The following is a 23610-nucleotide window of genomic DNA, read 5'->3' as shown; positions in this document are numbered from 1 at the left end:
TTTACTGACCTTTTAAAAGCCAGTTGGCATATTTATGTAATTCTTTTACTGAAGCATCATTTTCCTTGCAAGTTAAATTGCTGAGGATATTGCTAAGTTCTTGCTGACGCGGAACAGATAAAAAATCATGTCGTTCTGCAAAGTCTAAGATAGACCGTTGTTCGGTAATCGTTAGAGGTAAAGGCAATGGGTTGGGGTCTTCTATGGGCACATTGATTTTTGAATTCTTGTTATTGCGATAAACCACAACAGTACCTGCAGCTATGTCGCCGAGACGTTTAAAATCTCGATTTATGAACATAGAAAGCAAGCCTAAGGCATAGCCAAAAGGTAAAAAGTCGGCTACACGTAATAAATTTCTTAACATAGAGCTCTGCCAATTTACCGGCGTCCCATCGTCATGGCAGACGTATAGGTTGAGCGTTTTCTTCCCGGGGGTTGCGCCTTGATACAGCTCAAATAGAACAGGATAGAACCACTCTACTATAAAGATGCAGAGTAAGATTAATCCCCAGCCAATACTTCCTAGCCATATAAGAACGAAATACGCAACGGTTTGAATAACAGAGCGAATAATAAAATCTATTAACCACGCATTGATTCTAATCACCGGACCTGCCAAGCGTAGCTCTAGGTCAACGCCTTCAGGCACTTCAAACTTGCGAATGGTATCTAACATAGGATTTTGAATTATTGTATAAAGGTTAGATAAGGGCTGAATGTCATTGAAATATATAAAGCTCTAGATTTTACTTAATTTGAAGTCTAAGTCAGCAAATATAGCCTTAGAGTTGCTGAATTCTGTGTTAGACGGCAATAAGTAAAATAGAGAATAAAAACGATGGTTAGCAGGCTTCAGGAACAGCAGGATATATTAGTCCAGGCGGAATGAAAGTGAGTGCAGATGTGGTTCTAGCACTAAGTTCAGATAGTAAATTCTTAGTGATGAGCTAATTGACAAATAATCGACCCCCGCAATCTTAATGCAGGGGTCGATTTGATTTTAATCGAGAGGAATGCGAATTTTCTGTCCTGGATAGATTAAATCTGGGTCTTTAATAACTTCGCGATTTGCTTCAAATATTTTAGGGTAATCCATTGCGTTGCCGTAGTACTGCTTAGCAATTTTAGATAGAGAATCGCCACTTTCAATTACATAATATTCAACCTTAGCTTCAATTTCTGATGCTGGGACCATAAGACCTTCAGCAGATACTTCGGTTACACCTTTGACATTACCTGCCATGAGAACGGCTTTTTCATAGGCTTCCATGCTCGAGGCATTTCCAGCCAGTGTTACTTTTCCATCTTCAAATGCAACGCTAAATGGATCAACACCTGGATTAGATTCCTGAATATGTTGTGAAATTTTTTCCGCGGCATCGTCGTCTTTGCCAAACAATTTTTTGCCGAATTCTTTTGCAAAATCAAATAATCCCATTTTTATTCTCACTTTTTTTATTGGATAGAATAAAAATCATATCTCTATGTGATTACTAAGTCTATGAATTTAGCAATTTATGGATAATGAAAATGGCGACATGTAGACTTATATATATGATTGATAATAGTAATTAATTAGGAGATCTTGATGTTTAATCCTCTTAGCATTCCGTTTGGATGCGTCATGTTATATAACGTTGTTAAGCTTAAAGAAGGCGTATCTGATGAAGATGTACAGCTTGCATTGGGTGAAATGTGTAATGTTGTAAAAAATAAGTATGGTGATGATAAAGGTGGCTTTATTGGAGGTCAGGTATACAAATTTTCTGGTTTTGTATCGGATGAAGGTTCTATTGCTTCAATAAAGCAGACACAGGATCACATTGCAATTGTGACTTATTGGAACTCATTTGAGCAGCATGAAAAATCCCATGCAGATTCTGTATTTAAAGAGAAATTTGAAGCCTTAGGATCTTATGCAAAAGAAGCGTATGAGATCGGTTATGAAATGCTTTGGCAAGGTGAGCCTGAATAGTTTAGTTATGATTATGTAGAGCGACTGGATTTCTTTTTTTGCGGCGCTTTTCGTTTGCTTCTTTTGGGGCCCAATGTAAACCAAAACTCTTTGTTGAGAGCATGGAAGTAATCTGCTTCTTCTATTAATAGTTTTGAAGTCGTGCTGGGTACTGCGGCAATTTCAACTCGCACTCCTTCAGCTTTAAGATGACGCACTAGTTCGATAAAGTCAGAATCACCTGACATGATAATGATGGTATCTACTTTACTGGCTACCTGAGTAGCCTTGATTGAAAGTGGAATGTCTGCGCTTTTATGACAAGGACGGACAGAGCCATGGTAAAATTCATGTAAACGTTCTTTTAGCTTATGTGAAATTTGTTTGCCCTCACGAAAATACACGAGTCTACTTAAACCACGATTATCAAGTAGTCTAGGGATAAGAGTGTCAAAATTGAGCATGGAGTTTTCATCACCAGTCTCACTATGAATACTTCGTTCGATATTGTTGCCATCAATTAAGATTGCAACGGATTGGCTAATTAAAACGCCTTCTGTATTTTGGGTTGTCATATTTGTTGTGTTGTTTTCTACTGTGAGTCGATCATATATGTTCAATGATACTATTGTTATCTAAATATTTTTTTGCAAGTCCTAGAAGCTCTAGGCTGTTATTCACTACACAATCTGGCTGATGAGGGTGCTTAGTTGTACCAGGGAAGATTTTATCAATCCATTCCTGATCCCAATTTGCACCATTGTAAAAAATTGCGGTTACGTTTGCTTCTCTTGCAGAGATAATATCCGTTGTACTGTCTCCCACGTACCATGCGTGTGTGCCTGGCTTAATATTTAATTCTTCTAGCGTTTTTAGGATTAAATCTGGATGAGGTTTGCGATGTTCTACATCGTCTCCACAGACTACTGCGCTAAAAAAGTGCGACCAATCGTGACCATCTACGCAGGTTATTTCTTTTTCCATGAATTCGCGTTTTCTATTGGTAAGTACAGCAAGAATTATACCCATGGTTTTGAGCTCGTTTAGTACATTTTCAAACCGCAGTTCAATTGCAGTTACTTTGCCAAAATGATTACGGTAAGCGTGATCAAAAGCCTTATGGGCAGCTTTTTTTGCTTCTTTATTAGTTCCAAATAAAATTTCAAAAATATCTGTTCTTGATATTTTGCGAGCTTCTTTGATTTTTGGGTGTAACTTGCGTTGTTCTTTTACATATTTAACAAGCTTTGCATCATCGATTGTTTTACTTTCTTCGATATCAATGAGTTGATCAGCTAGCCCAAGTTCTTCAAGCTTTGGTAAGACCTCATCTATGGCGTAATACATTGCATCGTGTGTGTCGACTAAAGTTGCATGCCAATCAAATATAATAGTCTTAGGTGCGGCATAAGGGACGTCTAGTATGCTCATTCGGTACTATTGTATTTTTTCTTTATGCAAGTGTTTATCAATATACCTACGGAATAAAATAATATTATTAATAGACCTAGTGCTTCACGTGTTTGTTCAATATAGGGTTTGTCGTTGCTCATTGAGAAAAAAATCTCTGAGTATGTGTTGGTTTCTATGAAACTCACTATTCCTGGAGCTACGCCAATCAGCATATAACTCGCTAGTAGAGTAGTTACTAATGCCCACGCAACTGAACAAGTTAGACATATTTGTTTATACGTTATCAATGCAAGCAGGGCAGTTACAAGATATATAGAAATCCAAATAGGTGCATCGATATCATTCCATTGCAAAGCAGCAAAAACGAGCATCAGGAAAAGAAAAATAAGATGAAAATATTTCATCAAATAACAAAGTGAGAATTATGGAATATGACCTTGGTATGGATCATTAAGGTAGATAAGGATTACCAACTGCGAGCTTTTCCAATATCAATATGGATAAAGTTGCTTTTTGCATAATAACCCACTCCGCCAGCCTCTAGTGAAATAGCGGCATCGCGTAAGCGTGAAAGTTCTACATCAGGTAGACGTATATCAACAGCCTTGCCTTGCATATGTAAGCTTCTCTTTGCCACGCCATTAGTTTCTTGGCGCAATTTTTCATTGGTTTGCGGAGATCGGTATGCAGAGATAATGTGGAAAGGGGCATTTGAGCCGGTAGTTTCGTGTAATGCATGCAGCAAATCAATCAAACTAGGATCCATTTCACACACTTCGTTCGCACGGTGATCGCGAAGAATGTGGTTAATTTCGCTCAAACTGTTCGTGTCATATTCTCCATTTGCCCAGTAGCAACTGTGCAATGTTTCATCGGTGTGTAAGTTTATAAACTCTAAAGTTCTTTCTGAAGATTGAACAGTATTTGCATGAATTAGATGAGGAAAAGTGCTTGATGCAGCCAGTATAACTGAGCATTTTAAGAATTTACGACGATTTAATTTGCTCGAATCGAGAGGTTCGGAAGGTTGATTCACATAACACCCTTGTATACATACTGGTTAACTTAATGTGCAGTATTATACAAGTTGTTTGCTATTTGGCTATCGTGCTTGTAGATGTCTGGTCGAAAATTAATGATGCCTTGTTCGTCTGCCCAGGCGGTCATGTAAGTGATATGTATTGGAATTGGCTTATCTAATCTAATTATTTTAGTTTTTTTTCGTTTAGCAAAATAATCTAGCTTTTCGTTTGACCAGTTTTCGCTATTAGAAATAAGTACTTTTGCTAATTCGAAAGGGTTTTCTACTCGCACACAGCCATGACTAAATGCGCGTAAATTACGTGTAAATAGGGTGCGGGAAGGAGTGTCGTGTAGATAGACTCTATAATTATTGGGGAATACAAATTTAACACGTCCCAATGCGTTTTTTTTGCCGGGATCTTGTCGAATTCTCAATGAATCGATTTCTGGGTCCATAGTTGTCCAATCGATAATATCTGGATCAACAAAAATATTCTGATTGTTAAACTTCGAAATAACTTTCATATTATTTTTGGAAAGATATTCTGGATCTTCTTGAAGTTTAGGGATGATTTCGTTTTTTGTAATTGAAGTGGGCACATTCCAATATGGATTTAATACGAATTCAGATATCTCAGAAGTCAATACAGGCGTTTTATGTTTCTTTTTTCCGACAACTACGCGAGTTTGATAAATTGCTTTTCCGTTTTCAATTACATGTAACTTATATTCAGGCACATTAACTAAGATATAACGATTGCTACCAAGTTCTGAGATTTGTTTTGCTCTATCAAGATTCACTTCTAATTGAAGAGTGCGTTGTTCGATGGACTTGTTGATTTCTCGGACGGTTCTTTTGCCAAGAATGCCGTCTGCTTCTAATCCATGACGATATTGGAAGTCACTAATTGCTAAGGCAAGCGTTTCGTCAAATACATCATTTGTTAAATCGGCGCTTTTGTGATCACCTAATTCATATAGCCTACTTCTTGTCTTTATGATCTCAGAAGATGCATCACCAATTGTGAGAGATTTCTTTTGTAAAATAATAGGTTCGAACTCATTGCTTAAGTTGCGATATTTTTCTAATGCGTTCAGTAATCTAGAATAGGGGTCTTGGTTTAAAAGCGGAGTCTCGACAATATTTTGTGTATTACTGGTTTCATTTGCTTGTATGTTCGTTAAGAATGAATTGTTTGTAAAAAGACTATATTCATCAGTTAAAGTATATGAAACAGCTTTATTATTAATATCACTGGCCAATTTCAAATATGCATGTGTAAAGGTAACATCTAACTTTCCTAAAATACTTGAATCATCAATGGTGGTTTCCAGAAAATATTTAATGACATCTAAATCATAGTCTGCGGGATTTAACCCTAGTTTGCGCGCATTTTGAATTGCATTATATAAAGCATGCGCGTGGTGGTTATATTGATTGCCGTTGCTCCATAAAAGGTTGTATTTTCTAGATTCGTAAAGCTTAGTAACTTCATTAATTAAGGGTAATGTAGAGTTGTTTAAAGCATAATTTAGGCTAGAGTGTAGAGAGTTGTCTGGGGAGCTTATAATTTCGGGCTGCGAGAAATTATTAGCAAAAACAATTACTGGACTGGTTGCATTTATAATAATCGCAATAATGCCTATCCGGCATAACGTACAGATATGCATAGGCAATTGATAAATTGCTTTTATTATAAGCATGTTGTCTCTCTCCTTGGGTGTGATCCAACTTCCATGTGAATGCACATACTTACTGTAAGGCAGAGATTGATTTACTTCTTTGTTCTAGATCACGACTATGATAAAAACCTGCCTTAATGGATGATGGTTTATGTGATGCTCATAAAAATACTGCTATTCAATAAGTTATTGAATGAGCTGTTATCAAAAAAGAAAAACGGTCAATAAAGATAGGGAAGTGTTTAGGTGGGTCTTGAATTTGTGAGTATGTATGTGTGAATTAATATCTGCCTATAACCAATTCATTTCTGGTGTTATATTTGCGCTAACAGCAAGGATGAAGAAATAGTTACATGAATATACATATCTATAATACGCTTTCGCGAAAAAAAGAAGAGTTTGTGCCAGGTGATCCTGAGCGGGTAACCATGTATGTATGTGGCCCGACTGTTTATAGTCATCCTCATATTGGAAATGCAAGGCCAGCCGTGGTTTTTGATACGTTCTTTAGACTTCTTCAAAATGAGTTCCCTAATGTAGTTTACACAAGAAACATTACTGATGTAGATGACAAGATAAATGCCTCTGCGTTAAAGGAAAAAACTTCAATTGATACCATCAGTAAGCGCTTTACTGAGGTATATCATCAAGACATGGGCGCGCTTGGTGTGCTGCCGCCAACCATTGAGCCGCGCGTGACAGAACACATGTCGCAAATTATTGACATGATTCAGCGATTAATTAATAACGGACACGCCTATGAGGCAGAAGGGCATGTGCTTTTTGATGTTCCCTCATATAAAGAATATGGGAAGCTCTCAGGTAGAAATCAAAAGGAAATGTTAGCAGGTGCGCGTGTTGAAGTGGCACCCTTTAAAAAGGATCCGTCTGATTTTGTATTGTGGAAACCTTCTACTAAAGATCAGCCTGCTTGGGATAGCTCCTGGGGCAGTGGTAGGCCGGGTTGGCATATCGAATGTTCTGCAATGATCGAGAAACATTTAGGTAAAACCATAGATATACACGGCGGAGGCCAAGACTTGGTGTTTCCACATCACGAAAATGAAAGGGCGCAAACCACCTGTGTGCATGGAGGAGAATTATTTAGTCGTTACTGGATGCATAATGGTTTTGTGAATGTTGATCAAGAAAAGATGTCCAAATCCATTGGCAATGTTTTGTTGGTTAAAGATTTGTTAGAGCAGGCACCTGGTGAGGCTATTCGTGTGACATTGTTAAGCACACATTATAGAAGCCCATTGGACTGGACAGATGACGCGCTTAAACAATCCTCAAGAAATCTGGATAAACTTTATGGGGCGTTGCAGGATTTACAAGATATAAAAGTTGAAGTTACTGCGGAAGATGTGCCGACTGAATTTTTACAAGCGCTTAAAGATGATTTAAATACTCCTGCTGCATTTGCTGAATTGCATAAGTTGGTTAAGCAGGTGAGTGGCGGGAAAGATGGCGAGAAAAATCCTAAATCTAGGAAAATTCTTAAAAAACAATTATTAGCTGCGGGCAATATGCTGGGTATCTTGCAGCAAGACCCAAATGAATGGTTTCGTGGGATAGGAGATCTTGATGAAGATGAAATTCAAAAGCTATTGAATTCAAGAGCTCAGGCTAAAATTGACAAAAATTTTGAATTAGCCGATGGAATCCGCGATAAACTTACCGAAATGAAAATCCAAATTCAGGATCATCCAGATGGAACTTCGAGCTGGCGAAAACTCTAATAATTATAATGATTGGTGGAGAGAGAATATATGACTGATATAAGTGTAAATGGGGGCAGTGCTAAAAAAGGCTTCAGCGGTAAGCAGGTATTTTTAATTGTACTGCTAACCTTATTAGTTGCAGTTGTATTGACATATTTTGTATTGCAATACTATGTGTTTGCAAAAGAGTTCAAGCCCGTGCATTTATCTCAAAATGAAACGGTAGTTTTAAATGAAAAATTGCAAGCATTAGGATTTCAGCCGGATACCACAGTTGCCAATAACGAACCTAAAAAGAAGAAAGGCTTATTTGGAATTGGCTCAAAAGATGATGAAAACTCAGAACAAATAAATGAGGAAAAGGAGTTGACGCCTGAGCCTTATAAAGAAGATGCCAGCAAACGCGAAATAAATTTTAGTGAAAAAGAACTTAATGCCATGTTAGCTAACAATACGGATATGGCGAAACGAGTTGCAATTGATTTAGCAAATGATCTTGCCAGTGCGAAAATGATTATACCCATGGATCCCGATTTTCCCTTTATAGGGGGCAAAACCTTGCGCGTGAATACTGGTTTAGGTTTATCTTTTGCAAACGATAGACCAGTAGTGATTTTAAAAGGGGTTAGCATTATGGGCGTGCCCATTCCCAATGCATGGTTAGGAAATTTAAAAAATGTAGATTTAGTTTCTGAGTTTGGTTTGGAAAGCGGATTTTGGAAAACTTTTGCAGCAGGGGTTGAATATATAAATGTTGCAGAGGGTATGCTGCAAATTAAATTAAAAGAATAATGAGAGGGTATGTGCCCCCGGATCCGGCGGGAGGTGTATCTGATATTCAGTATGCTGTGGTGTATGAGCCAAAGCGCAATAAGAAAACAAAAAGAGAATCCAAGCGAGATAACAAACGCTTTTCCGCGAACTGTGTTGAAGTCAAGTCCAGCGAAGAAGAAGCACTTGCGGAAGTGGATGAAACTTCTAATCGATTTGCCGCGAAAGTGTTGGGTCCTTCTAAATCTTCAGAAGGGCAGATTATTTATTATTTAGTTGAATGGTTAGTGTAATTGAAGTGGAAATTTATTGGTCTAACTAGATGCATGCCAAATACAGATAATTAGGAGAATAGTCATGAAAACAATATTTATATTTAGTATAGCCTTTTTTGCGGCCACATTTTCATACGCACAAAACAAAGCACCTGATGATGTGGTTGAAAAGATTGATATAAATAACTGTTTTAAACAAATGCTAAAAACAAAAATTTCTCTTGATCCACATCACGTACGTGTTGAATCTGCTCATTACACTGTAGAAGACGAAAAGATTCTGCTAACGGTAATTGTTAGAGAGAGAAATGATTACGGAGCACCAGTTGGGCTTCATGAAAAGCAATGTGAGTTAAATAAATAACGTATCAATACAAATTGTTGCATTGGGTAGAAAGTAGATTTACGTTTTTTGATGTGTGAAGAAATGTAAAAGTAGCCTGGACAAGAAAAATTAAGAATGTAGACGGAAAAGTCTTAGAAAGGCTTAAAGATATAGGCAGAGCCTGGCGACAAGTTAAAGAGATTGTTCTGATAATTAAAATCCTCGAAATTCGAGGCATTTTTTAAGTGCTGATAGATTCTAATTAGTTAAAATCTAAGGTCTTATTAGTTTAGATAGAATAGACTTAGCCCTATGAAATCTTCACCTGTCTATGTAGAAGCACCCGCACGTCTTCACCTTGGGTTTTTAGACCTTGAAGGTGGTTTGGGCAGGCGTTTTGGTAGTGTTGGGCTCACATTAGATGGGGTAGCAACTAAAATTATTGCTAGACCTTCTGAACAACTCAAAGTTATCGGGGATCCTTCCGGGCGTGTGCAAAAGTATGCGGAGAAGTTTATTGCGTATAAGGGCCTATCTAATAACTTCGAAATTGAAGTAATAGAACAAATTCTTGATCATTCTGGCTTAGGGTCGGGTACCCAGCTAGCTATCGCAGTAGGCACCGCTATTTCTAGGTTATTTGAGATAGATTGTACAAGTTCAGAAATTGCAGTTTTATCTAATCGTGGTGCCAGGTCAGGAATCGGTATAGGTGCATTTGATCGAGGTGGATTTTTAGTTGATGCAGGCCGTAATTCTGACAGTCAGGTGCCGCCCATTATTTCCAGGTTGGAATTTCCTTCAAATTGGCGTGTGATATTAATTTTCGATCAAGACCAGCGTGGTTTGCACGGCCAAGATGAAGATGCTTCTTTCACCACTTTGCCTGATTTTTCATCTCAAACTGCTGAACATCTATGTCGATTAGTGCTAATGCAGATTTTGCCAGCAGTATGCGAGCAGAATATTGATGTATTTAATCTAGGTATATATGAATTACAAAGGTGTATCGGCGAATATTTCGCGTCTGCCCAGGGAGGACGCTATACTAGCTCTGCAGTAGCCGGGGCATGTAACTACCTAGAGTCGTTAGGCGTTAATGGTGTGGGGCAAAGCTCTTGGGGGCCAACAGGGTTTGCGTTTGTCGATAGTGAGACCAAAGCGCATTTAATGTTACGTAAATTGCAATCTAAGTTTGAAAAGAATAAGGACTTGGATTTCAAAATTGTTTCTGCAAGAAATATTGGGGCACTTGTAAAAGATTTAGAAGAAAAAGATATTGAAAAACAAAATTTCACTCCTTTATCCAAATCAAATAAGTCTTAAAACAGTATTATATATTTGAATGTGCAAACTTGTTTTGTGCATTGAGTTATTTATTAATTTTATTTAAAGAAAGAAACGAGAGAGAAAAAAATGGAAAAGCCATACATCCTTCATATGTTCACACCTGCAAAAAATTTAAGTCCTTTTGACGTTAATATGGCATTGGATGCAGGGTGGGATAATGCTGTTGGTTATACAGACGTAGAAAAAGACGATGTGCAAGCATTAACCCAAGATGCGATATTTTCACGTAGTCCATCTGGCCTAAAACGCACAGGGATTTTTCTTGGCGGACGCGATATGCATATGGCAATGGATATGATGGAAATTGTGCAAGAATCTATGGTGCCTCCCTTCCAGGCCTCGTGTTTTGCTGATCCTAGTGGGGCGTTTACAACCGCTGCAGGGATGGTAGCAACTGTAGAGCAGGCTTTAAAAGACAAACATGATACTGACCTGAATGGAAAGTGTGTGATTGTAATGGGCGGAACAGGACCAGTAGGCTCTACTGCTGCAGTATTAGCTGCAAGAGCAGGTGCTTCGAGCGTTAAAATATTAGGTCGGAAAAAAGATAAATCGCAACGTGTTGCAGCACTTTGTAATAGTGAATATGGAGCGGATCTGTCTGGTATCGAAGGCGAAGCTAACGATATGATTGACGGTATTGTCGGCAAAGCAGATGTGATACTGGCTTGTGCAGCTGCAGGCATTCAAGTAATTACTGAAGAGCATATTAAGAATGCAGCCACAAACTTAAAAGTTGCAGCGGATGTAAACGCGGTACCTCCTTCAGGCATTTATGGTCTTGATGTAATGGGTGCATGTGAGCCAATTGAAGGTTCTAAAAATGCATTTGGAATTGGTGCCTTGGCTATTGGAAATGTGAAGTATCAAACTCAACACAGACTACTGCAAGAGATGCATGATAGAGACGAGCCAATATTCCTTCACTTTGAGCGCGCTTTTGAAGTCGCTAGAGAAATTGTGCAGGAAAAGTAGTAAACAGATAATCAATTAAGGCTAGGCTTTTACCTTGCCTAATTATCTGGTAGTGGCGACTTCGGGCCGGGCGATTGCGCAAGGTTTAAAGTCGCTGGGATGCTCAGTAGCAGCTGCAGATGGATTTGCTGATGTTGATACTAGTGTAGCAACTACTGAACTTAAAAAAGTAAAGCGATCTCATTTTGGGCTTGATCATGATGAGGTTTTGCAAGTGGTTGATGCGTTGCAATCTAAAACATCATTCGATGGCTTGTTTTTTGATGCTGCAATGGAATCCAACCCAAGCTTGTTGGATGAAATTAATGTCGATCCAGTGTTTGGTAATTCTAGTCAAGTGCTAAGTGCATGTAAAAATCCAAAAGTATTTTTTTCAATACTAGATCAGCATTCAATTCCATATCCTGATGTACGATTTGAGTTTGAGACTCGTTTAATTTCGAATGACGCATGGTTAGTTAAAGATGCGCAGAGTACAGGTGGAGTAGGTGTAGCTCCTGCTAATGGTGAGATAGATTCTTGTAGAAATATATATTTTCAGAAAAAGATAAATGGCCTAAATTTTTCACTCACTTTCCTAGCGAATGGAAAAGCAATTTTGGAGTTGGGGTTTAATACTTTATGGAGCGAAAAGCTAGGCGATTGCGTGCCTTATGCATATGCTGGCGCCATTAATCAGGTAAAGCTGGATAAGGAAATTAAAGATAATGCTTTACGATATGCGAAAGTAATTGCAAAAGAATTCCAACTTATAGGATTAAATAGTATTGATTTTATTTGTACAGGTAAGTCAGTCTATGTTTTAGAAGTAAATCCGCGTATTCCAGCCACATATGAATTATATGAAACAAAATTTGGTGAGTTAATGAGTCAACATATTGAAGTATGTAAAAGTCGAATACTTCCAGCTGTTAAAGGCCAGCAACTGCTGCGAGCTCATGCAATTGTTTATGCACCTACAGATATTAATGTGTCAGAAAGCATATCGTGGCCGCTTTGGACAGCAGATCGACCTCATGCAAAAGAAGTTATCAAGAAATTTGAGCCAGTTTGTAGTATTTTTGCTGGTGGGCAAAATAGTGCCCAGGTATATGAGATGATTAAAACTCGCAAACAATCGATTCTTGCGAAGTTTGCTCAATAAACAATAAATCTAAATAAAATATTTAAATAACAATTAGCTAAATAATAAGGAAGAAGTCGATGATCAGTGTGAATGAATTAGTCAAGCCATTGGTGCACGAGCTGATAACAAAAAGCGAAGCATTGCGAGTGAATATTGGAAAGTTTTCTAATGGCGCTACTTATATTGATGCTGGAATAGAATGTGTAGGAGGGTTGGAAGCCGGTAGGATTATTGGTGAAATATGTATGGGTGGTTTAGGGAATGTGAATTTATACCATGCCTCTGCGGTAGATGATTGGCCACTTTCTTTGCATGTACATACTTCGCATCCAGTTTTAGCCTGTTTGGCGAGCCAGTATGCTGGTTGGAGTTTGTCGCATGAAAAATTCCATGCACTAGGTTCAGGGCCAGGACGTGCAATTGCTCTAAAAGAGCCGTTATTCGAAGAGCTAGGGTATAAAGATCAATGTGACAGTGCAGTTTTTGTGCTTGAGGTCGATAAATTGCCACCCATTGAGGTGATCGATAAGGTTGCAGATACGTGCAAGTTAGATCCTAGTGCAATAACCTTTGTCTTAACACCAACCAGTTCAATAGCTGGCAATATGCAAGTGGTTGCACGTGTGCTTGAAGTGGCTATGCATAAAACCCATGAACTACATTTCCCTTTAGAGCATGTTTTAGATGGCTCAGCCAGTGCGCCATTGTCTCCACCGATTCCAGACTTTGTAAAAGCTATGGGCCGAACCAATGATGCGATTCTATTTGCTGGAAGAGCGCAGTTGTTTGTTAAAGGTGATGATGCCGCAGCAGAAAAATTGGCGAAAGAATTACCGTCAAGCTCATCCAAAGATTATGGCAAACCTTTTGCGCAAATATTTAAGGACTATGAGTATGACTTTTTTAAAGTCGATCCGATGTTATTTAGTCCAGCGTCAGTGATGGTTACTGCAGTAGAAAGTGGAAACACCTTTAGAGGTGGAAAACTAGATCCAGCCTTGTTAAATAAATCTTTTTCATAGTAGAGCTTTTGTGTCAAAACGTATTGCACTTGTTACCGATGATCCAGGGTGGCACGGAAGAGAATTGCATAATGCCTTTGCAAGAAAAGGCTATAAGTGTACAAATGTCTCGTTAACGGACTGTTACATCAATGTCAGTGGTCATGAAAAAAATAAAAATGGTAGTAGCTTATTCATACCGGGTTTTGAAGGAGCATTGCCAGATGGGGTGTTTGTGCGAGGAGTGCAGGGTGGAACCTTAGAGGAGGTTGTCTTCTATCTTGATGTGTTGCATGCCTTACACGAATTAAAAATATTGGTTTACAACAGTGCGCGAGCTATTGAGCGTAGTGTTGATAAAGGCATGACAAGTTTTCTATTAGATCAAGCTGGAATACATACACCACCTACGTGGATTGGGAATGATGTGCATCAAGCTTATTCCTTTATTCGACGTGAATTAGCGATGGGTAATAAAGTGGTCGCAAAACCACTTTTTGGGTCGCAAGGTAAAGATCTACAGCTTATTTGTAAGCCTGAAGATATTACAAATTTTAAGGTCTATAACAAAATCTATTACTTGCAGCGCTTCATACAAACTGGTGATGAAAGTGCATTTGATTGGAGAATATTCGTGATTGGTGATCGGGTGATTGCCTCGATGAGAAGAGAAGGTATGGATTGGATAAGTAATGTTGCCAATGGTGGCAAGTGCTACTCAGCCGTCATAAATGACCAGTTTGCAGAAATGGCTAAAGATGCCGTGCAGGCAGTCGATATGCACTATGCTGGAGTTGATGTAATGCAAGATCTGGATGGAAAATTATGGGTCACCGAGGTGAATAGCATTCCTGCCTGGAAAGGGTTGGAAAGCGTGAATAACTTAGTGGTGGCAGACAGGCTTGCTGAGGATTTTGTTAACTGTATGCAAACACAGGCTGACTTAACTGTCGCTAATTAGTTTAACATTTGAATTAATGCTAGTAGGTTCTTATGAGTTTATTTGAAATTATCTCACTACTTCTATCTTTTGCTGCAGTGTTTTCCTATATAAATTATAAATATATTAAGCTACCAACAACGATTGGCATTATGTTGCTGAGCTTGTTGTTCTCGTTAGCGCTGCTGTTATTTGGAGAATTTGGATTTTCTTTAGATGAGCAGGCAACAGCGCTGGTTAAAAGCATAGATTTCAATGAAGCATTGTTGCACGGTATGTTGAGTTTTTTGCTTTTTGCTGGTGCATTGCATGTAAATATTAACGACTTACGAGAGCAGAAATGGTTAATTGCCACACTGGCTACTGTCGGAGTAATTAGTTCTACATTTATTATTGGTACTGTAATGTACTACATTCTGCAATGGCTAGGAATTCCTGTTGAATATATGTATTGTTTGGTGTTTGGCGCACTAATTTCACCTACTGATCCTATTGCAGTGATGGGAATTTTAAAATTAGTGGGTGCACCAAAAACCTTAGAAACTAAAATTGCTGGCGAATCATTATTTAATGATGGCGTTGGAGTAGTTGTTTTTCTTGTGTTGTTAGGGATTGCTGCCGGTGGTGATGAGATGACCACTTCGCATGTAATTAAGTTATTTTCGATAGAAGCCATTGGCGGAGTTTTCTTTGGTCTAGGTCTGGGTTTACTTGGATTCTTTATGTTGCGTGGGGTAGATAACTATCAGGTTGAAGCTTTAATTACTTTGGCACTTGTTTCTGGTGGGTATGCGTTTGCTGAATCTATCCATGTCTCTGCACCGATTGCAATTGTGGTAGCAGGACTATTCATTGGTAATCAAGGCAGAATGTTAGCCATGTCAGATAATACCCGCGAGCGCCTTGATGATTTTTGGGAGCTTATTGATGAGATTCTCAATGCAATTCTGTTTTTATTAATTGGTGTGGAATTGTTGATCCTAACCTTTACTAATCAATTTATGATAGCTGGATTGCTCGCAATTCCAGTCGTACTACTTGCGCGATTTGTATGTGTGGGTATACCAATCAAGATAATGAGTAAGTTCAGAACTTTTTCCCCTTATGTGACAACCATACTAACATGGGGTGGATTGCGCGGCGGGATTTCTGTTGCCTTAGCACTTTCAATACCAGATGGGCCGGCACGAGAGCCTCTTCTTGTGATTACTTACTTCATAGTAGTCTTCTCGATTCTCGTGCAAGGGCTTACCATTAAAAAGGTTCTAGCTTTTTCACAAAAGTAATTACGGTCAGTGTGCTTCCTCAAGCACACTGTATAGATCTAGAGTATATTTCTAGTAGACCTAGAGAATTTCATCCGGATTTATAAAACAGCAAAATGAGTGGCTATAATGAACTGCGAGCAGAGCTTACTCGTCTCTATCTGCATGTATGTCAATTAGATGTCCAATCTCTAAAGCCGGGTAATATCAGTGTCTACTCAGGCGCTAAAGATCTCAGTGTTGATGATTTTTTGACCAGTGCCAAAGTAAGTGCAGAATCGATTACTGATCCCAATTCAAGTTTAGGACTTCGTATCTTGAATGCCGCTTCAGCTACTCATGCTGCGGTGGGCACCAATACTAATCTTGGCATGATTCTTTTAATGGCCCCGCTAGTTCATGCTGCCTATGCACGGGGGACTGGAGGCGATATTCAGCTGGCTTTAGAAAATATACTACAGCAGACATCAATTGAAGATGCGCAGCTTGTGTATCAAGCGATACGCATAGCGAAACCTGGGGGAATGGGCGATAAAGACGATCAAGATATTTCTGAAGAACCTAGCGTAACTCTCTTAAATACAATGAAAATTGCATCTAGCTGGGATCAGATCGCTGCTCAATATTCAAACAATTATCAGGATATTTTTAACTTTGGTGTGCCTCGCTACCAGACGTTGATGGAGAAATGGAAGGACGAAAAATGGGCTACAACAGGGTTGTTCATGTCCTATTTAGCACATTACCCAGATAGTTTAATTGAACGGAAATTTGGGCTCTTAAAAGCTAGGGAAATTAGTGATATGATCTCGGATCTTGAGATGGAGCTCTGCCGTTCGGACATACCGAGTGGGCACGAGGCACAATTATTAGAAATTGACCGCCAACTCAAGCGAGACCTAATCAACCCGGGAACCTCAGCGGATCTTACTGCAGCTAGCATCTTCGCGGCTGGCCTATACTAATAGGATGGGTCGGTTGTAAGACAGTGGTAGGTTCACAGACATTGTCTGCGGAGTTCCAAGGGAGATTGTAGGTTTATCAGCAGATGAACCTATGTTTGTCGACAAATAGAAATATAATTTTAGGAGAATAAAATAATGGCATTAATCAATAGAGTTATGACTGGAGAGTCTCTCGTTAATGATAACGACCCTTCAGGCACTATGGCTGAAATCGCGCACATCGATTTATTAATCGGACCACGCGGTTCTGCTGTTGAAACAGCTTTCTGTAATGGCTTGGTAAATAACAAGGACGGCTTCTCAACTTTATTAGCTGTTGTTGCACCAAACCTACCTTGTAAGCCAAATACTATGATGTTCAATAAAGTGACCATCAAAGGTGGCGAGCAAGCAGTACAAATGTTTGGCCCAGCTCAAGCAGCTGTTGCTAAAGCAGTAGCAGATAGCGTTGAAGACGGCACTATCCCTGCAGACGAAGCGGATGATGTTTTCGTTTGTGTTGGTGTTTTCATTCACTGGGAAGCTAAGAGCAACGAAGCTATCTATGAAAACAACTACAAAGCTGTAAAAGAATCTTTAGAGCGCGCCGTTAAGGACGAGCCTAAGGCTGCTACAGTTGTTGCACAAAAAGACAGCGCAGAGCACCCATTCAAGGGTTTCTAGGCTACTTTTTAGAGCAATTTATAGAAATGCCTCGATTTTTATCGGGGCATTTTTTTGCCTATTGGTTTCTTCTTAACCTGTAAGATTTTCTTATATAATGAGCCCCAGATCTATTAACTAGATATATTGACTAGATAGTTTCACTAGACAGATTCGATGGTATTCGTATGCAATGTAATGAATGTAAAACAGAGCTTGGCAATCAAATAGACAATGAGCATTTGTTTGCTTGTTGCGGGTTAACCTTGCAAGAGTATGCATTGCGTCATCATCTACCTCTAGATCTGTTGCTTAATGCTGATCAGGTAAATCAAAAAGATAATGTTGCAAGCTATTTAAAGCCCACTAAATCATTCAACCAACAGGTGCAGGATGTGCTTGCTGGCTTATATATGGCAGATGCGATTCAACAACAAGGTGAATTTTACTGCATTACGCTCGGCATACGCAGGTTAGAGCAATTGCTCTGGTACCAAAAAGTGCTGCATGCACTAGGTTTTCAGTTCAAACAAGAATACTTTTACGAAAATGATAGTCATCGAGTAGTTGCAAAGAACTTTTTAAAAGTACCGAGCGTTTTTCTGCCACCAAGGATCGTTAACAGTTCTGGGTCTTCATTTTTACAGCAAATTGCGGTTTTAATTGCGCATATTGGTGAGCTACATGCAGGCTACCTGTTTGTTGATTTTCCAAAAATTGAAGATGCGCAACGAGTGGGAGTCGAACTGGCGAAAGAATATCAGATTCGACTAAAACCTCTTGCTGCGTCTGAATATACAGAAGGCCAATTAATGAGGTGTGAAACACTGGAAGACACTACACGGTTAGTTAACCTTTTATCTGAATACTTGCAAGACATACCAAATGCATGTGAACGATTCTTTGAACAGCATGAAAAGGCGACAGTAGTTAAAGAACTGGTTTTTGATTCTGCGCATTTTATTACCGATCACCCTGATAAATGTGAGAATCTTCATGGCGGGCGATATGCAATGAACGTTAAGGTCAAAGATCATATTGACCCATTAACAGGATTTGTTCTCGACTATGGTTATTTGAAGCGTATCGCAAAAGAAAAAATTGTTAATGAGTTAGATCACCATAATTTAAATTACGTGGCAGCAGAACTATCTTGGCGTTCAAGTACTGAACTGTTAAATATTTTCATTTGGGAAAAGTTAATTGAATATCTTCCGGGATTAACTGAATTACAAATATATGAAACCAGTCAGTCACATTGTACTTATAAAGGTCCAAGTTTGGATGAGATGCAAAAGAAAGGGCAAAGTGCTTTGTTAAGGTACTTTGTTTCAGACGAGTTAGGTAAATCTCAGCTGCGTAATATTTTAAGTCAAAGTTCTCAGCGAAGGCTTAAGGCTATTGGTTAAGTAAGTGGATATCATCACCCGTTATATCTTGATTATGTAAAGCAGTTGAAACAAGTGCGCCTGCGAAACTAAATGAATTAAGTTTTTTTATGTCGTTTAAATTGCGTATACCTCCACCATAATAGGTATTAAAATTATTGGTTATTTCGTGATGATTAAGTTCGGTTGGGATTTGAACACCAGCTTTAGCGCCAACACTATTAAGATTTAACACAATCACATCTTCTGGCCATTGTTGTTTGTGCTGTAAAAGCCCTTGTGGCCCAAGCAGTGTATTGGCTTTGTAGTCTAGAGATAAAAGAAAATTATGTTGAGGATATTGGTCTAGCAGTGAAGAGAAAGTAGTTACTGAAGGCAGTGACTCTGAGGAAAGAATTAAACGTAAATTATGAAAATCAGTTTTCTGTAAATAATGCTCTATCAATGAAGGGCCGGTATCCAACCAAACTTCTAATTCTGGGTGTTTATTGCAGATGGATTCAACAATTTTTAAATGAGCATTTTGTTGTTCTAATGCATCTAAATCCGCAATATAAATTGATTTGAAATTAAATACTTTTAGAAAGCCACTTATGACATCTAATGGATCAGCAGAAGAGCAAAGCTTAGATTCAATGGCCTGATATTCTTTTCTATTACCTTCAATTGCATGAACAACAATACCTTTGCAAAGATCTATAACAGGGACGATTAGCATTTCAAATAATATGAATATATTGATCTTCGAGTATATCACTGGTGGAGGGTTGGTAGGCGAGGCGTTGCCAGCTACGTTAGTGAATGAAGGTAAATTAATGCTTAATGCTGTAGTTGAAGATTTTTCAGAATTGGCTGATGTGCAAGTCAGTATAATGCGTGATTATCGATTGCAGCGTAACCCTTGTGTTAATGATGAGCATGTTGTGAGTGCAGAGCACGATTATGTTGAGGTGATTGATACTTTGTCCTCGCATGTGGATGCTTTGCTGATTATTGCACCAGAAAGTGGAAATATTTTATCTAGTTTGTGTGAGAAATATTCTAATAGAGGGTTCATGTTGCTTAATAGCACAGCCGAAAGCATAGCGCTGGTGGGCAATAAGCTAGATACTTTCGAATATTTGCAAGGCTATGGTGTTTCTCAAATTCCAACGTACGGAATAGAAAATATAGAATCTGTAGAAGCAGATAGAATCATTATAAAGCCCAAAGACGGGGTTGGATGTGAAAACATCCATTTATTAACCACTACACAACATCTAAGTGATGCAATAAACCTGGGCGAGATGAAGAACTACATTATTCAGCCCTATATTCAAGCACAAAGCGCAAGTTTAAGTTTGTTATGTTGGCAGGGTAAATGTCGGGTGTTAAGTGCCAATATACAAAAGCTTATCGAGACAGACGACAGTCTGAAATTAAAAGAATGTGTGGTTAATGCGCTTGAGCGAAATGATTTTATCGAATTTAGTAAGAAGTTAATAAAATCCTTGCCTGGTTTAAAAGGTTATATTGGAGTAGATATTTTAATTACCAATAATGAAGTGTTATTGGTTGAAATTAATCCAAGATTAACGACCTCATATGTGGGTTTGAAATCAGCATTAGGCACAAACCCTGCTGAATGGTTGCTGCAGACTTTTGCTAAGCAGGAATTGCCAGAAATTATTGCCACTATAAACGCTAGCGTTACTGTTGAGGTCGGGGCAGAACGTGCAGCCTAATATTATAGGATGGGATGTTGGTGGCGCACACGTAAAAGTTGCAATCGCTAACAAGCAAATTATTTCTCAAGTTCAACAATTGGTTTGTCCTCTTTGGAAGGGAGTTAATGAATTAAGTGACTGCATAGATGTGGTTCAAAAAAATGCTAATTTTGAACAGTATGTGCATGCCATAACTATGACGGGAGAGTTAGTGGATCATTTTGTGGATCGCGAGCAAGGCGTGCTTTCGATAATTGCAGAAATGTCAAATAAACTAGGCGCATCTAAGGTGCAATACTATGCAGGGACGGATGGGTTTGTGGGTGCTGATCAAGCGACTGCTGAATATTGTAAAATTGCTTCTGCAAACTGGCTGGCAAGTGCGCATTATGCCGCAGCTAACATTGAGAATGCTTTATTTATTGATATTGGCAGTACTACAACTGATATTGTCGAAGTGCGTGATCATAAAGTGGCGTATGCAGGATACACGGATGAACAAAGGCTGATTGCAAGAGAGTTGGTGTACTGTGGCGTGGTTAGAACCCCTATATTTGCTATCAGCAAGTCTGCTCTAGTAAAAGAAAAACAAATCCCTGTCATCAATGAGTACTTTGCAAATACTGCAGATGTATATCGTCTAACCGGTGAGTTATCCGCTTACGCAGATCTAAGTGATACGCTTGATGGTCGCGCAAAAGATGTATCAAGTAGTGCAGCTCGCCTTGCAAGAATGTTTGCTAATGATGCAAAGAAAGAGGAGTTGGAAGTATGGCGTAAAGTTGCAAAACAAATACGTGCCGCTCAAGTTCAAATAATCAAGGATGCCTGTCGCCATCAATTCATGAAAAAGAGCGTATCACTTGCCACGCCAATCGTAGGTGCTGGTGTAGGGCGTTTCTTAGTAAGAGATCTGGCACAGCAATTGGGTAGAGAATATATTGATTTTGAAGAATACTTTGATCTAACAGCGCTAAATTGTGAATTTGGGGTGGGTGATTGTGCACCTGCAGCATCGGTGGCGTGCTTAGCCTATGCAAGTCCTGCTTTTATAGGCGATGATGGATGAATAAGTATTTAATTGCAGAAATACCCTATTCACATAATAGCAGTATATTGTTTGATAAATTTGCTGAAGAACCTTGGTCAGTATTTTTGGATAGTAATCAGCCGGATGCTATATATGGCCGCTATGACATTATCAGTTCAAGACCAAAAGTTTGCATAACTAGTAAAAATAATAAAAATAATATTGAATCATGGTCAGAATCTTTATCCGCTCCTGGTGATCCTTTTTCTGTACTAAAAGAATATCTTCTACCCCAAATACAAAAAAACAAATCCGATTCCCTAGAGAATGATTTAAAACTGCCTTTTGTAGGCGGTGCGCTAGGTTACTTTAGTTACGATTTAGGTAGATCACTGGAAAAGCTTCCATCTATTTCGCAAGACGATATTGATTTGCCTGATATGAAAATAGGGATCTACTCCTGGGCAATAATTGTAGACCACAAAAAGAAAAATACTGTTTTGGTGGGCGATAAAACCGATCTTCGCATACAGCGAGATTGGGATGATTTAGTTAAATATGTTCTGGATAAAAAACCGCTAAAAAAACGCCAAGAATTTAATGTATTGAGAAGTGTCGAATCTAATATGGATGAAGCAGCTTATGCAAAAGCTTTTGCACAGATTAAGTCTTATATAAGAGAAGGGGATTGTTATCAGGTAAATCTAGCCCAGCGGTTTAATGCGCTAGTTGAAGGCGATCCTTGGCAAGCTTATTGTGTGCTTCGTCGTATCAATCCATCACCGTTTAGTGCCTATTTGAATTACACGGATTTCCAAGTCCTTAGTAATTCTCCAGAACGGTTTTTATCGGTTAAAAACAATGTCGTTCAAACCAAACCAATTAAAGGCACGCGCCCACGCTCACAAAATTTACAAGAAGATGATGCGCTTTTGCAAGAACTGATAAATAGCAAAAAAGACCAAGCTGAAAACGTCATGATTGTAGACTTGCTACGCAATGATATTAGTAAAAACTGCGCTTTAGGCTCTGTTAAAGTGCCAAAATTATTTGATATAGAGAGCTATCCAAATGTTCATCATATGGTAAGCACTATTACTGGAAAATTACGAGATCATCGTAGTGCGCTTGATTTGTTGCGTGGTAGTTTTCCTGGAGGATCTATTACAGGGGCTCCTAAACTACGATCGATGGAAATCATCGAAGAGCTAGAACCACATCGTCGAGGTATTTATTGCGGTGCGATTGGGTATATAAGTAATGATGGCAATATGGATACTAATATAGCAATTCGAACAATTTTGCATAAAAACCAACAGATGTATTTTTATGCTGGTGGCGGAATTGTTCACGACTCAGAAGTGAGTGCGGAATACCAAGAAACCTTTGATAAGGCAGCGGCCATGATGCGCGTACTGAAGCAAGGTAAGGAATATGCCCAAGGATATTAGGATTAATACTGAAGCTTGGGTGATTAAAATAGGCGGTAGCTTATGCGATAGTAAGTATCTAGTTCAGTGGTTAAATTCTATTAGCGAATATTCGAGTAAAAAAATCATCATCGTTCCTGGGGGTGGGCCATTCGCAGATCAAGTGAGGTTGGCTGATAAGAAATTTGATTTAGGAGTTTATGCGCACCATATGGCGGTTATGGCAATGCAGCAATATGCGAATGTATTGGCTTCACTTTGTCCTGCAATGGCATTAACGCATTCAGCAGAACGCACACACCAAATCTGGGTAGAGTCAAAAGTAGCTATATGGGAACCCTATGAGATGGTTCGTAATCAATGTACATTGGACCAAACTTGGGACGTGACCTCAGATAGTCTGGCAGTATGGTTAGCGGGAAAGTTGGGTATAAATAATCTATTATTAGTAAAATCTTCAAAACAAGTACTAGAAGAAACAGATTTAGACTCTCTTACTAAAAGCAAATGTATAGATGCAACATTAAATAAATTAGTCAATGCTAATAAAATAAATTTAAATATTTTGCATAAGTCGAAAGTGAGCGACTTACAGAGCTTGCTTAATACACATTAATATAA

At 38.7% G+C, this 23610-nt stretch carries 26 protein-coding genes; 18 read left to right on the top strand and 8 right to left on the bottom strand.

Features of this window, described 5'->3' with window-relative positions; translation table 11 throughout:
- Window position 1 precedes the first annotated feature (1 nt).
- On the bottom strand, window positions 2-679 hold the full coding sequence (locus GKR92_04690) for an RDD family protein (GenBank protein QMU61035.1): 678 nt from the start codon (window positions 677-679) through the stop codon (window positions 2-4).
- A 324-nt stretch (window positions 680-1003) separates the two neighbouring features.
- A complete protein-coding gene (lysM, locus tag GKR92_04685) occupies window positions 1004-1441 on the bottom strand; it encodes a peptidoglycan-binding protein LysM (GenBank protein ID QMU61034.1) in 438 nt (145 codons plus the stop codon).
- 150 nt (window positions 1442-1591) lie between these two features.
- On the opposite strand from lysM, the gene GKR92_04680 reads away from it, so the two are divergent.
- Window positions 1592-1978: a hypothetical protein gene (locus tag GKR92_04680; GenBank protein QMU61033.1), complete on the top strand. Its 387-nt coding sequence runs from the start codon at window positions 1592-1594 to the stop codon at window positions 1976-1978.
- A gap of 11 nt (window positions 1979-1989) precedes the next feature.
- Here GKR92_04680 and GKR92_04675 read toward each other — a convergent pair whose 3' ends face one another.
- The 5 genes from GKR92_04675 to GKR92_04655 form a co-directional block, all read right to left on the bottom strand.
- The gene (locus GKR92_04675; protein ID QMU61032.1) at window positions 1990-2532 is read right to left on the bottom strand and encodes an NYN domain-containing protein; all 543 of its coding nucleotides are present in this window, start codon (window positions 2530-2532) and stop codon (window positions 1990-1992) included.
- A gap of 31 nt (window positions 2533-2563) precedes the next feature.
- On the bottom strand, window positions 2564-3388 hold the full coding sequence (locus GKR92_04670; protein ID QMU61031.1) for an HAD-IA family hydrolase: 825 nt from the start codon (window positions 3386-3388) through the stop codon (window positions 2564-2566).
- Window positions 3385-3774, bottom strand: a complete 390-nt coding sequence (locus GKR92_04665) for a hypothetical protein (GenBank protein QMU61030.1) — start codon at window positions 3772-3774, stop codon at window positions 3385-3387. The genes GKR92_04670 and GKR92_04665 overlap by 4 nt, the downstream gene beginning before the upstream one ends.
- A gap of 62 nt (window positions 3775-3836) precedes the next feature.
- Window positions 3837-4406: a DUF882 domain-containing protein gene (locus GKR92_04660; protein QMU61029.1), complete on the bottom strand. Its 570-nt coding sequence runs from the start codon at window positions 4404-4406 to the stop codon at window positions 3837-3839.
- Between the two features lie 29 nt (window positions 4407-4435).
- On the bottom strand, window positions 4436-6097 hold the full coding sequence (locus GKR92_04655) for a L,D-transpeptidase family protein (GenBank protein ID QMU61028.1): 1662 nt from the start codon (window positions 6095-6097) through the stop codon (window positions 4436-4438).
- 332 nt (window positions 6098-6429) lie between these two features.
- On the opposite strand from GKR92_04655, the gene GKR92_04650 reads away from it, so the two are divergent.
- From GKR92_04650 to GKR92_04590, 13 genes are all read left to right on the top strand, one after another.
- A complete protein-coding gene (locus GKR92_04650) occupies window positions 6430-7818 on the top strand; it encodes a cysteine--tRNA ligase (protein QMU61027.1) in 1389 nt (462 codons plus the stop codon).
- Between the two features lie 30 nt (window positions 7819-7848).
- Window positions 7849-8592, top strand: a complete 744-nt coding sequence (locus GKR92_04645; protein QMU61026.1) for an arginine N-succinyltransferase — start codon at window positions 7849-7851, stop codon at window positions 8590-8592.
- On the top strand, window positions 8592-8864 hold the full coding sequence (locus GKR92_04640) for a hypothetical protein (GenBank protein QMU61025.1): 273 nt from the start codon (window positions 8592-8594) through the stop codon (window positions 8862-8864). The genes GKR92_04645 and GKR92_04640 overlap by 1 nt, the downstream gene beginning before the upstream one ends.
- Before the next feature lie 64 nt (window positions 8865-8928).
- Window positions 8929-9210 (top strand): hypothetical protein, encoded by a 282-nt coding sequence (locus tag GKR92_04635; protein QMU61024.1) that lies wholly within the window; start codon window positions 8929-8931, stop codon window positions 9208-9210.
- Window positions 9211-9483: 273 nt separating this feature from the next.
- Window positions 9484-10497, top strand: coding sequence for a GHMP kinase (locus tag GKR92_04630; GenBank protein QMU61023.1), 1014 nt, complete (start codon window positions 9484-9486; stop codon window positions 10495-10497).
- A 90-nt stretch (window positions 10498-10587) separates the two neighbouring features.
- Window positions 10588-11496, top strand: coding sequence for a methylenetetrahydromethanopterin dehydrogenase (locus GKR92_04625; protein ID QMU61022.1), 909 nt, complete (start codon window positions 10588-10590; stop codon window positions 11494-11496).
- 34 nt (window positions 11497-11530) lie between these two features.
- Window positions 11531-12640 carry an ATP-grasp domain-containing protein gene (locus GKR92_04620; GenBank protein ID QMU61021.1) on the top strand — a complete coding sequence of 370 codons (1110 nt, stop codon included), beginning with the start codon at window positions 11531-11533 and terminating at the stop codon, window positions 12638-12640.
- Window positions 12641-12699: 59 nt separating this feature from the next.
- The gene (locus tag GKR92_04615) at window positions 12700-13644 is read left to right on the top strand and encodes a methenyltetrahydromethanopterin cyclohydrolase (protein QMU61020.1); all 945 of its coding nucleotides are present in this window, start codon (window positions 12700-12702) and stop codon (window positions 13642-13644) included.
- Window positions 13645-13654: 10 nt separating this feature from the next.
- Window positions 13655-14584 carry a RimK family alpha-L-glutamate ligase gene (locus tag GKR92_04610; GenBank protein QMU61019.1) on the top strand — a complete coding sequence of 310 codons (930 nt, stop codon included), beginning with the start codon at window positions 13655-13657 and terminating at the stop codon, window positions 14582-14584.
- A gap of 32 nt (window positions 14585-14616) precedes the next feature.
- Entirely contained in the window at window positions 14617-15849 is a 1233-nt protein-coding gene (locus tag GKR92_04605; protein ID QMU61018.1) for a sodium:proton antiporter, read from the top strand.
- A gap of 95 nt (window positions 15850-15944) precedes the next feature.
- On the top strand, window positions 15945-16793 hold the full coding sequence (locus GKR92_04600) for a triphosphoribosyl-dephospho-CoA synthase (protein ID QMU61017.1): 849 nt from the start codon (window positions 15945-15947) through the stop codon (window positions 16791-16793).
- 135 nt (window positions 16794-16928) lie between these two features.
- A complete protein-coding gene (fae, locus tag GKR92_04595; GenBank protein QMU61016.1) occupies window positions 16929-17456 on the top strand; it encodes a formaldehyde-activating enzyme in 528 nt (175 codons plus the stop codon).
- Window positions 17457-17623: 167 nt separating this feature from the next.
- Window positions 17624-18844, top strand: a complete 1221-nt coding sequence (locus GKR92_04590; protein QMU61015.1) for a 6-carboxytetrahydropterin synthase — start codon at window positions 17624-17626, stop codon at window positions 18842-18844.
- On the opposite strand, the gene GKR92_04585 is transcribed toward GKR92_04590, so the two are convergent.
- The gene (locus GKR92_04585; GenBank protein QMU61014.1) at window positions 18834-19541 is read right to left on the bottom strand and encodes a hypothetical protein; all 708 of its coding nucleotides are present in this window, start codon (window positions 19539-19541) and stop codon (window positions 18834-18836) included. The genes GKR92_04590 and GKR92_04585 overlap by 11 nt on opposite strands.
- A 10-nt stretch (window positions 19542-19551) precedes the next feature.
- Between GKR92_04585 and GKR92_04580 the strand changes: the two genes are divergently transcribed.
- The 4 genes from GKR92_04580 to GKR92_04565 are packed head-to-tail and all read left to right on the top strand — an operon-like array spanning window position 19552 to window position 23605.
- Window positions 19552-20547, top strand: coding sequence for an ATP-grasp domain-containing protein (locus tag GKR92_04580; protein ID QMU61013.1), 996 nt, complete (start codon window positions 19552-19554; stop codon window positions 20545-20547).
- Window positions 20516-21598, top strand: coding sequence for a H4MPT-linked C1 transfer pathway protein (locus GKR92_04575; protein QMU61012.1), 1083 nt, complete (start codon window positions 20516-20518; stop codon window positions 21596-21598). The genes GKR92_04580 and GKR92_04575 overlap by 32 nt, the downstream gene beginning before the upstream one ends.
- Complete coding sequence (gene pabB, locus GKR92_04570) at window positions 21595-23010, top strand: aminodeoxychorismate synthase component I (protein QMU61011.1); 1416 nt, start codon at window positions 21595-21597, stop codon at window positions 23008-23010. The genes GKR92_04575 and pabB overlap by 4 nt, the downstream gene beginning before the upstream one ends.
- Window positions 22994-23605 carry a uridylate kinase gene (locus GKR92_04565; GenBank protein ID QMU61010.1) on the top strand — a complete coding sequence of 204 codons (612 nt, stop codon included), beginning with the start codon at window positions 22994-22996 and terminating at the stop codon, window positions 23603-23605. The genes pabB and GKR92_04565 overlap by 17 nt, the downstream gene beginning before the upstream one ends.
- The last annotated feature ends 5 nt before the right edge of the window (window positions 23606-23610 follow it).

The organism is Gammaproteobacteria bacterium, assembly GCA_014075255.1.
In the GTDB taxonomy this organism is placed as follows: Bacteria; Pseudomonadota; Gammaproteobacteria; order UBA4575; family UBA4575; genus JABDMD01.
This window is presented reverse-complemented; position numbering and strand designations above follow the sequence as displayed.

Coding starts and splice junctions, on each gene's coding strand:
- GKR92_04680 (QMU61033.1), top strand. CDS start 1,592: ATGTTTAATCCTCTTAGCATTCCGTTTGGATGCGTCATGTTATATAAC.
- GKR92_04650 (QMU61027.1), top strand. CDS start 6,430: ATGAATATACATATCTATAATACGCTTTCGCGAAAAAAAGAAGAGTTT.
- GKR92_04635 (QMU61024.1), top strand. CDS start 8,929: ATGAAAACAATATTTATATTTAGTATAGCCTTTTTTGCGGCCACATTT.
- GKR92_04655 (QMU61028.1), bottom strand. CDS start 6,097: ATGCTTATAATAAAAGCAATTTATCAATTGCCTATGCATATCTGTACG.
- GKR92_04565 (QMU61010.1), top strand. CDS start 22,994: ATGCCCAAGGATATTAGGATTAATACTGAAGCTTGGGTGATTAAAATA.
- GKR92_04640 (QMU61025.1), top strand. CDS start 8,592: ATGAGAGGGTATGTGCCCCCGGATCCGGCGGGAGGTGTATCTGATATT.
- GKR92_04645 (QMU61026.1), top strand. CDS start 7,849: ATGACTGATATAAGTGTAAATGGGGGCAGTGCTAAAAAAGGCTTCAGC.
- GKR92_04615 (QMU61020.1), top strand. CDS start 12,700: ATGATCAGTGTGAATGAATTAGTCAAGCCATTGGTGCACGAGCTGATA.
- GKR92_04605 (QMU61018.1), top strand. CDS start 14,617: ATGAGTTTATTTGAAATTATCTCACTACTTCTATCTTTTGCTGCAGTG.
- GKR92_04590 (QMU61015.1), top strand. CDS start 17,624: ATGCAATGTAATGAATGTAAAACAGAGCTTGGCAATCAAATAGACAAT.
- GKR92_04665 (QMU61030.1), bottom strand. CDS start 3,774: ATGAAATATTTTCATCTTATTTTTCTTTTCCTGATGCTCGTTTTTGCT.
- GKR92_04585 (QMU61014.1), bottom strand. CDS start 19,541: ATGCTAATCGTCCCTGTTATAGATCTTTGCAAAGGTATTGTTGTTCAT.
- GKR92_04690 (QMU61035.1), bottom strand. CDS start 679: ATGTTAGATACCATTCGCAAGTTTGAAGTGCCTGAAGGCGTTGACCTA.
- GKR92_04625 (QMU61022.1), top strand. CDS start 10,588: ATGGAAAAGCCATACATCCTTCATATGTTCACACCTGCAAAAAATTTA.
- GKR92_04675 (QMU61032.1), bottom strand. CDS start 2,532: ATGACAACCCAAAATACAGAAGGCGTTTTAATTAGCCAATCCGTTGCA.
- GKR92_04670 (QMU61031.1), bottom strand. CDS start 3,388: ATGAGCATACTAGACGTCCCTTATGCCGCACCTAAGACTATTATATTT.
- pabB (QMU61011.1), top strand. CDS start 21,595: ATGAATAAGTATTTAATTGCAGAAATACCCTATTCACATAATAGCAGT.
- GKR92_04600 (QMU61017.1), top strand. CDS start 15,945: ATGAGTGGCTATAATGAACTGCGAGCAGAGCTTACTCGTCTCTATCTG.
- GKR92_04630 (QMU61023.1), top strand. CDS start 9,484: ATGAAATCTTCACCTGTCTATGTAGAAGCACCCGCACGTCTTCACCTT.
- fae (QMU61016.1), top strand. CDS start 16,929: ATGGCATTAATCAATAGAGTTATGACTGGAGAGTCTCTCGTTAATGAT.
- GKR92_04580 (QMU61013.1), top strand. CDS start 19,552: ATGAATATATTGATCTTCGAGTATATCACTGGTGGAGGGTTGGTAGGC.
- lysM (QMU61034.1), bottom strand. CDS start 1,441: ATGGGATTATTTGATTTTGCAAAAGAATTCGGCAAAAAATTGTTTGGC.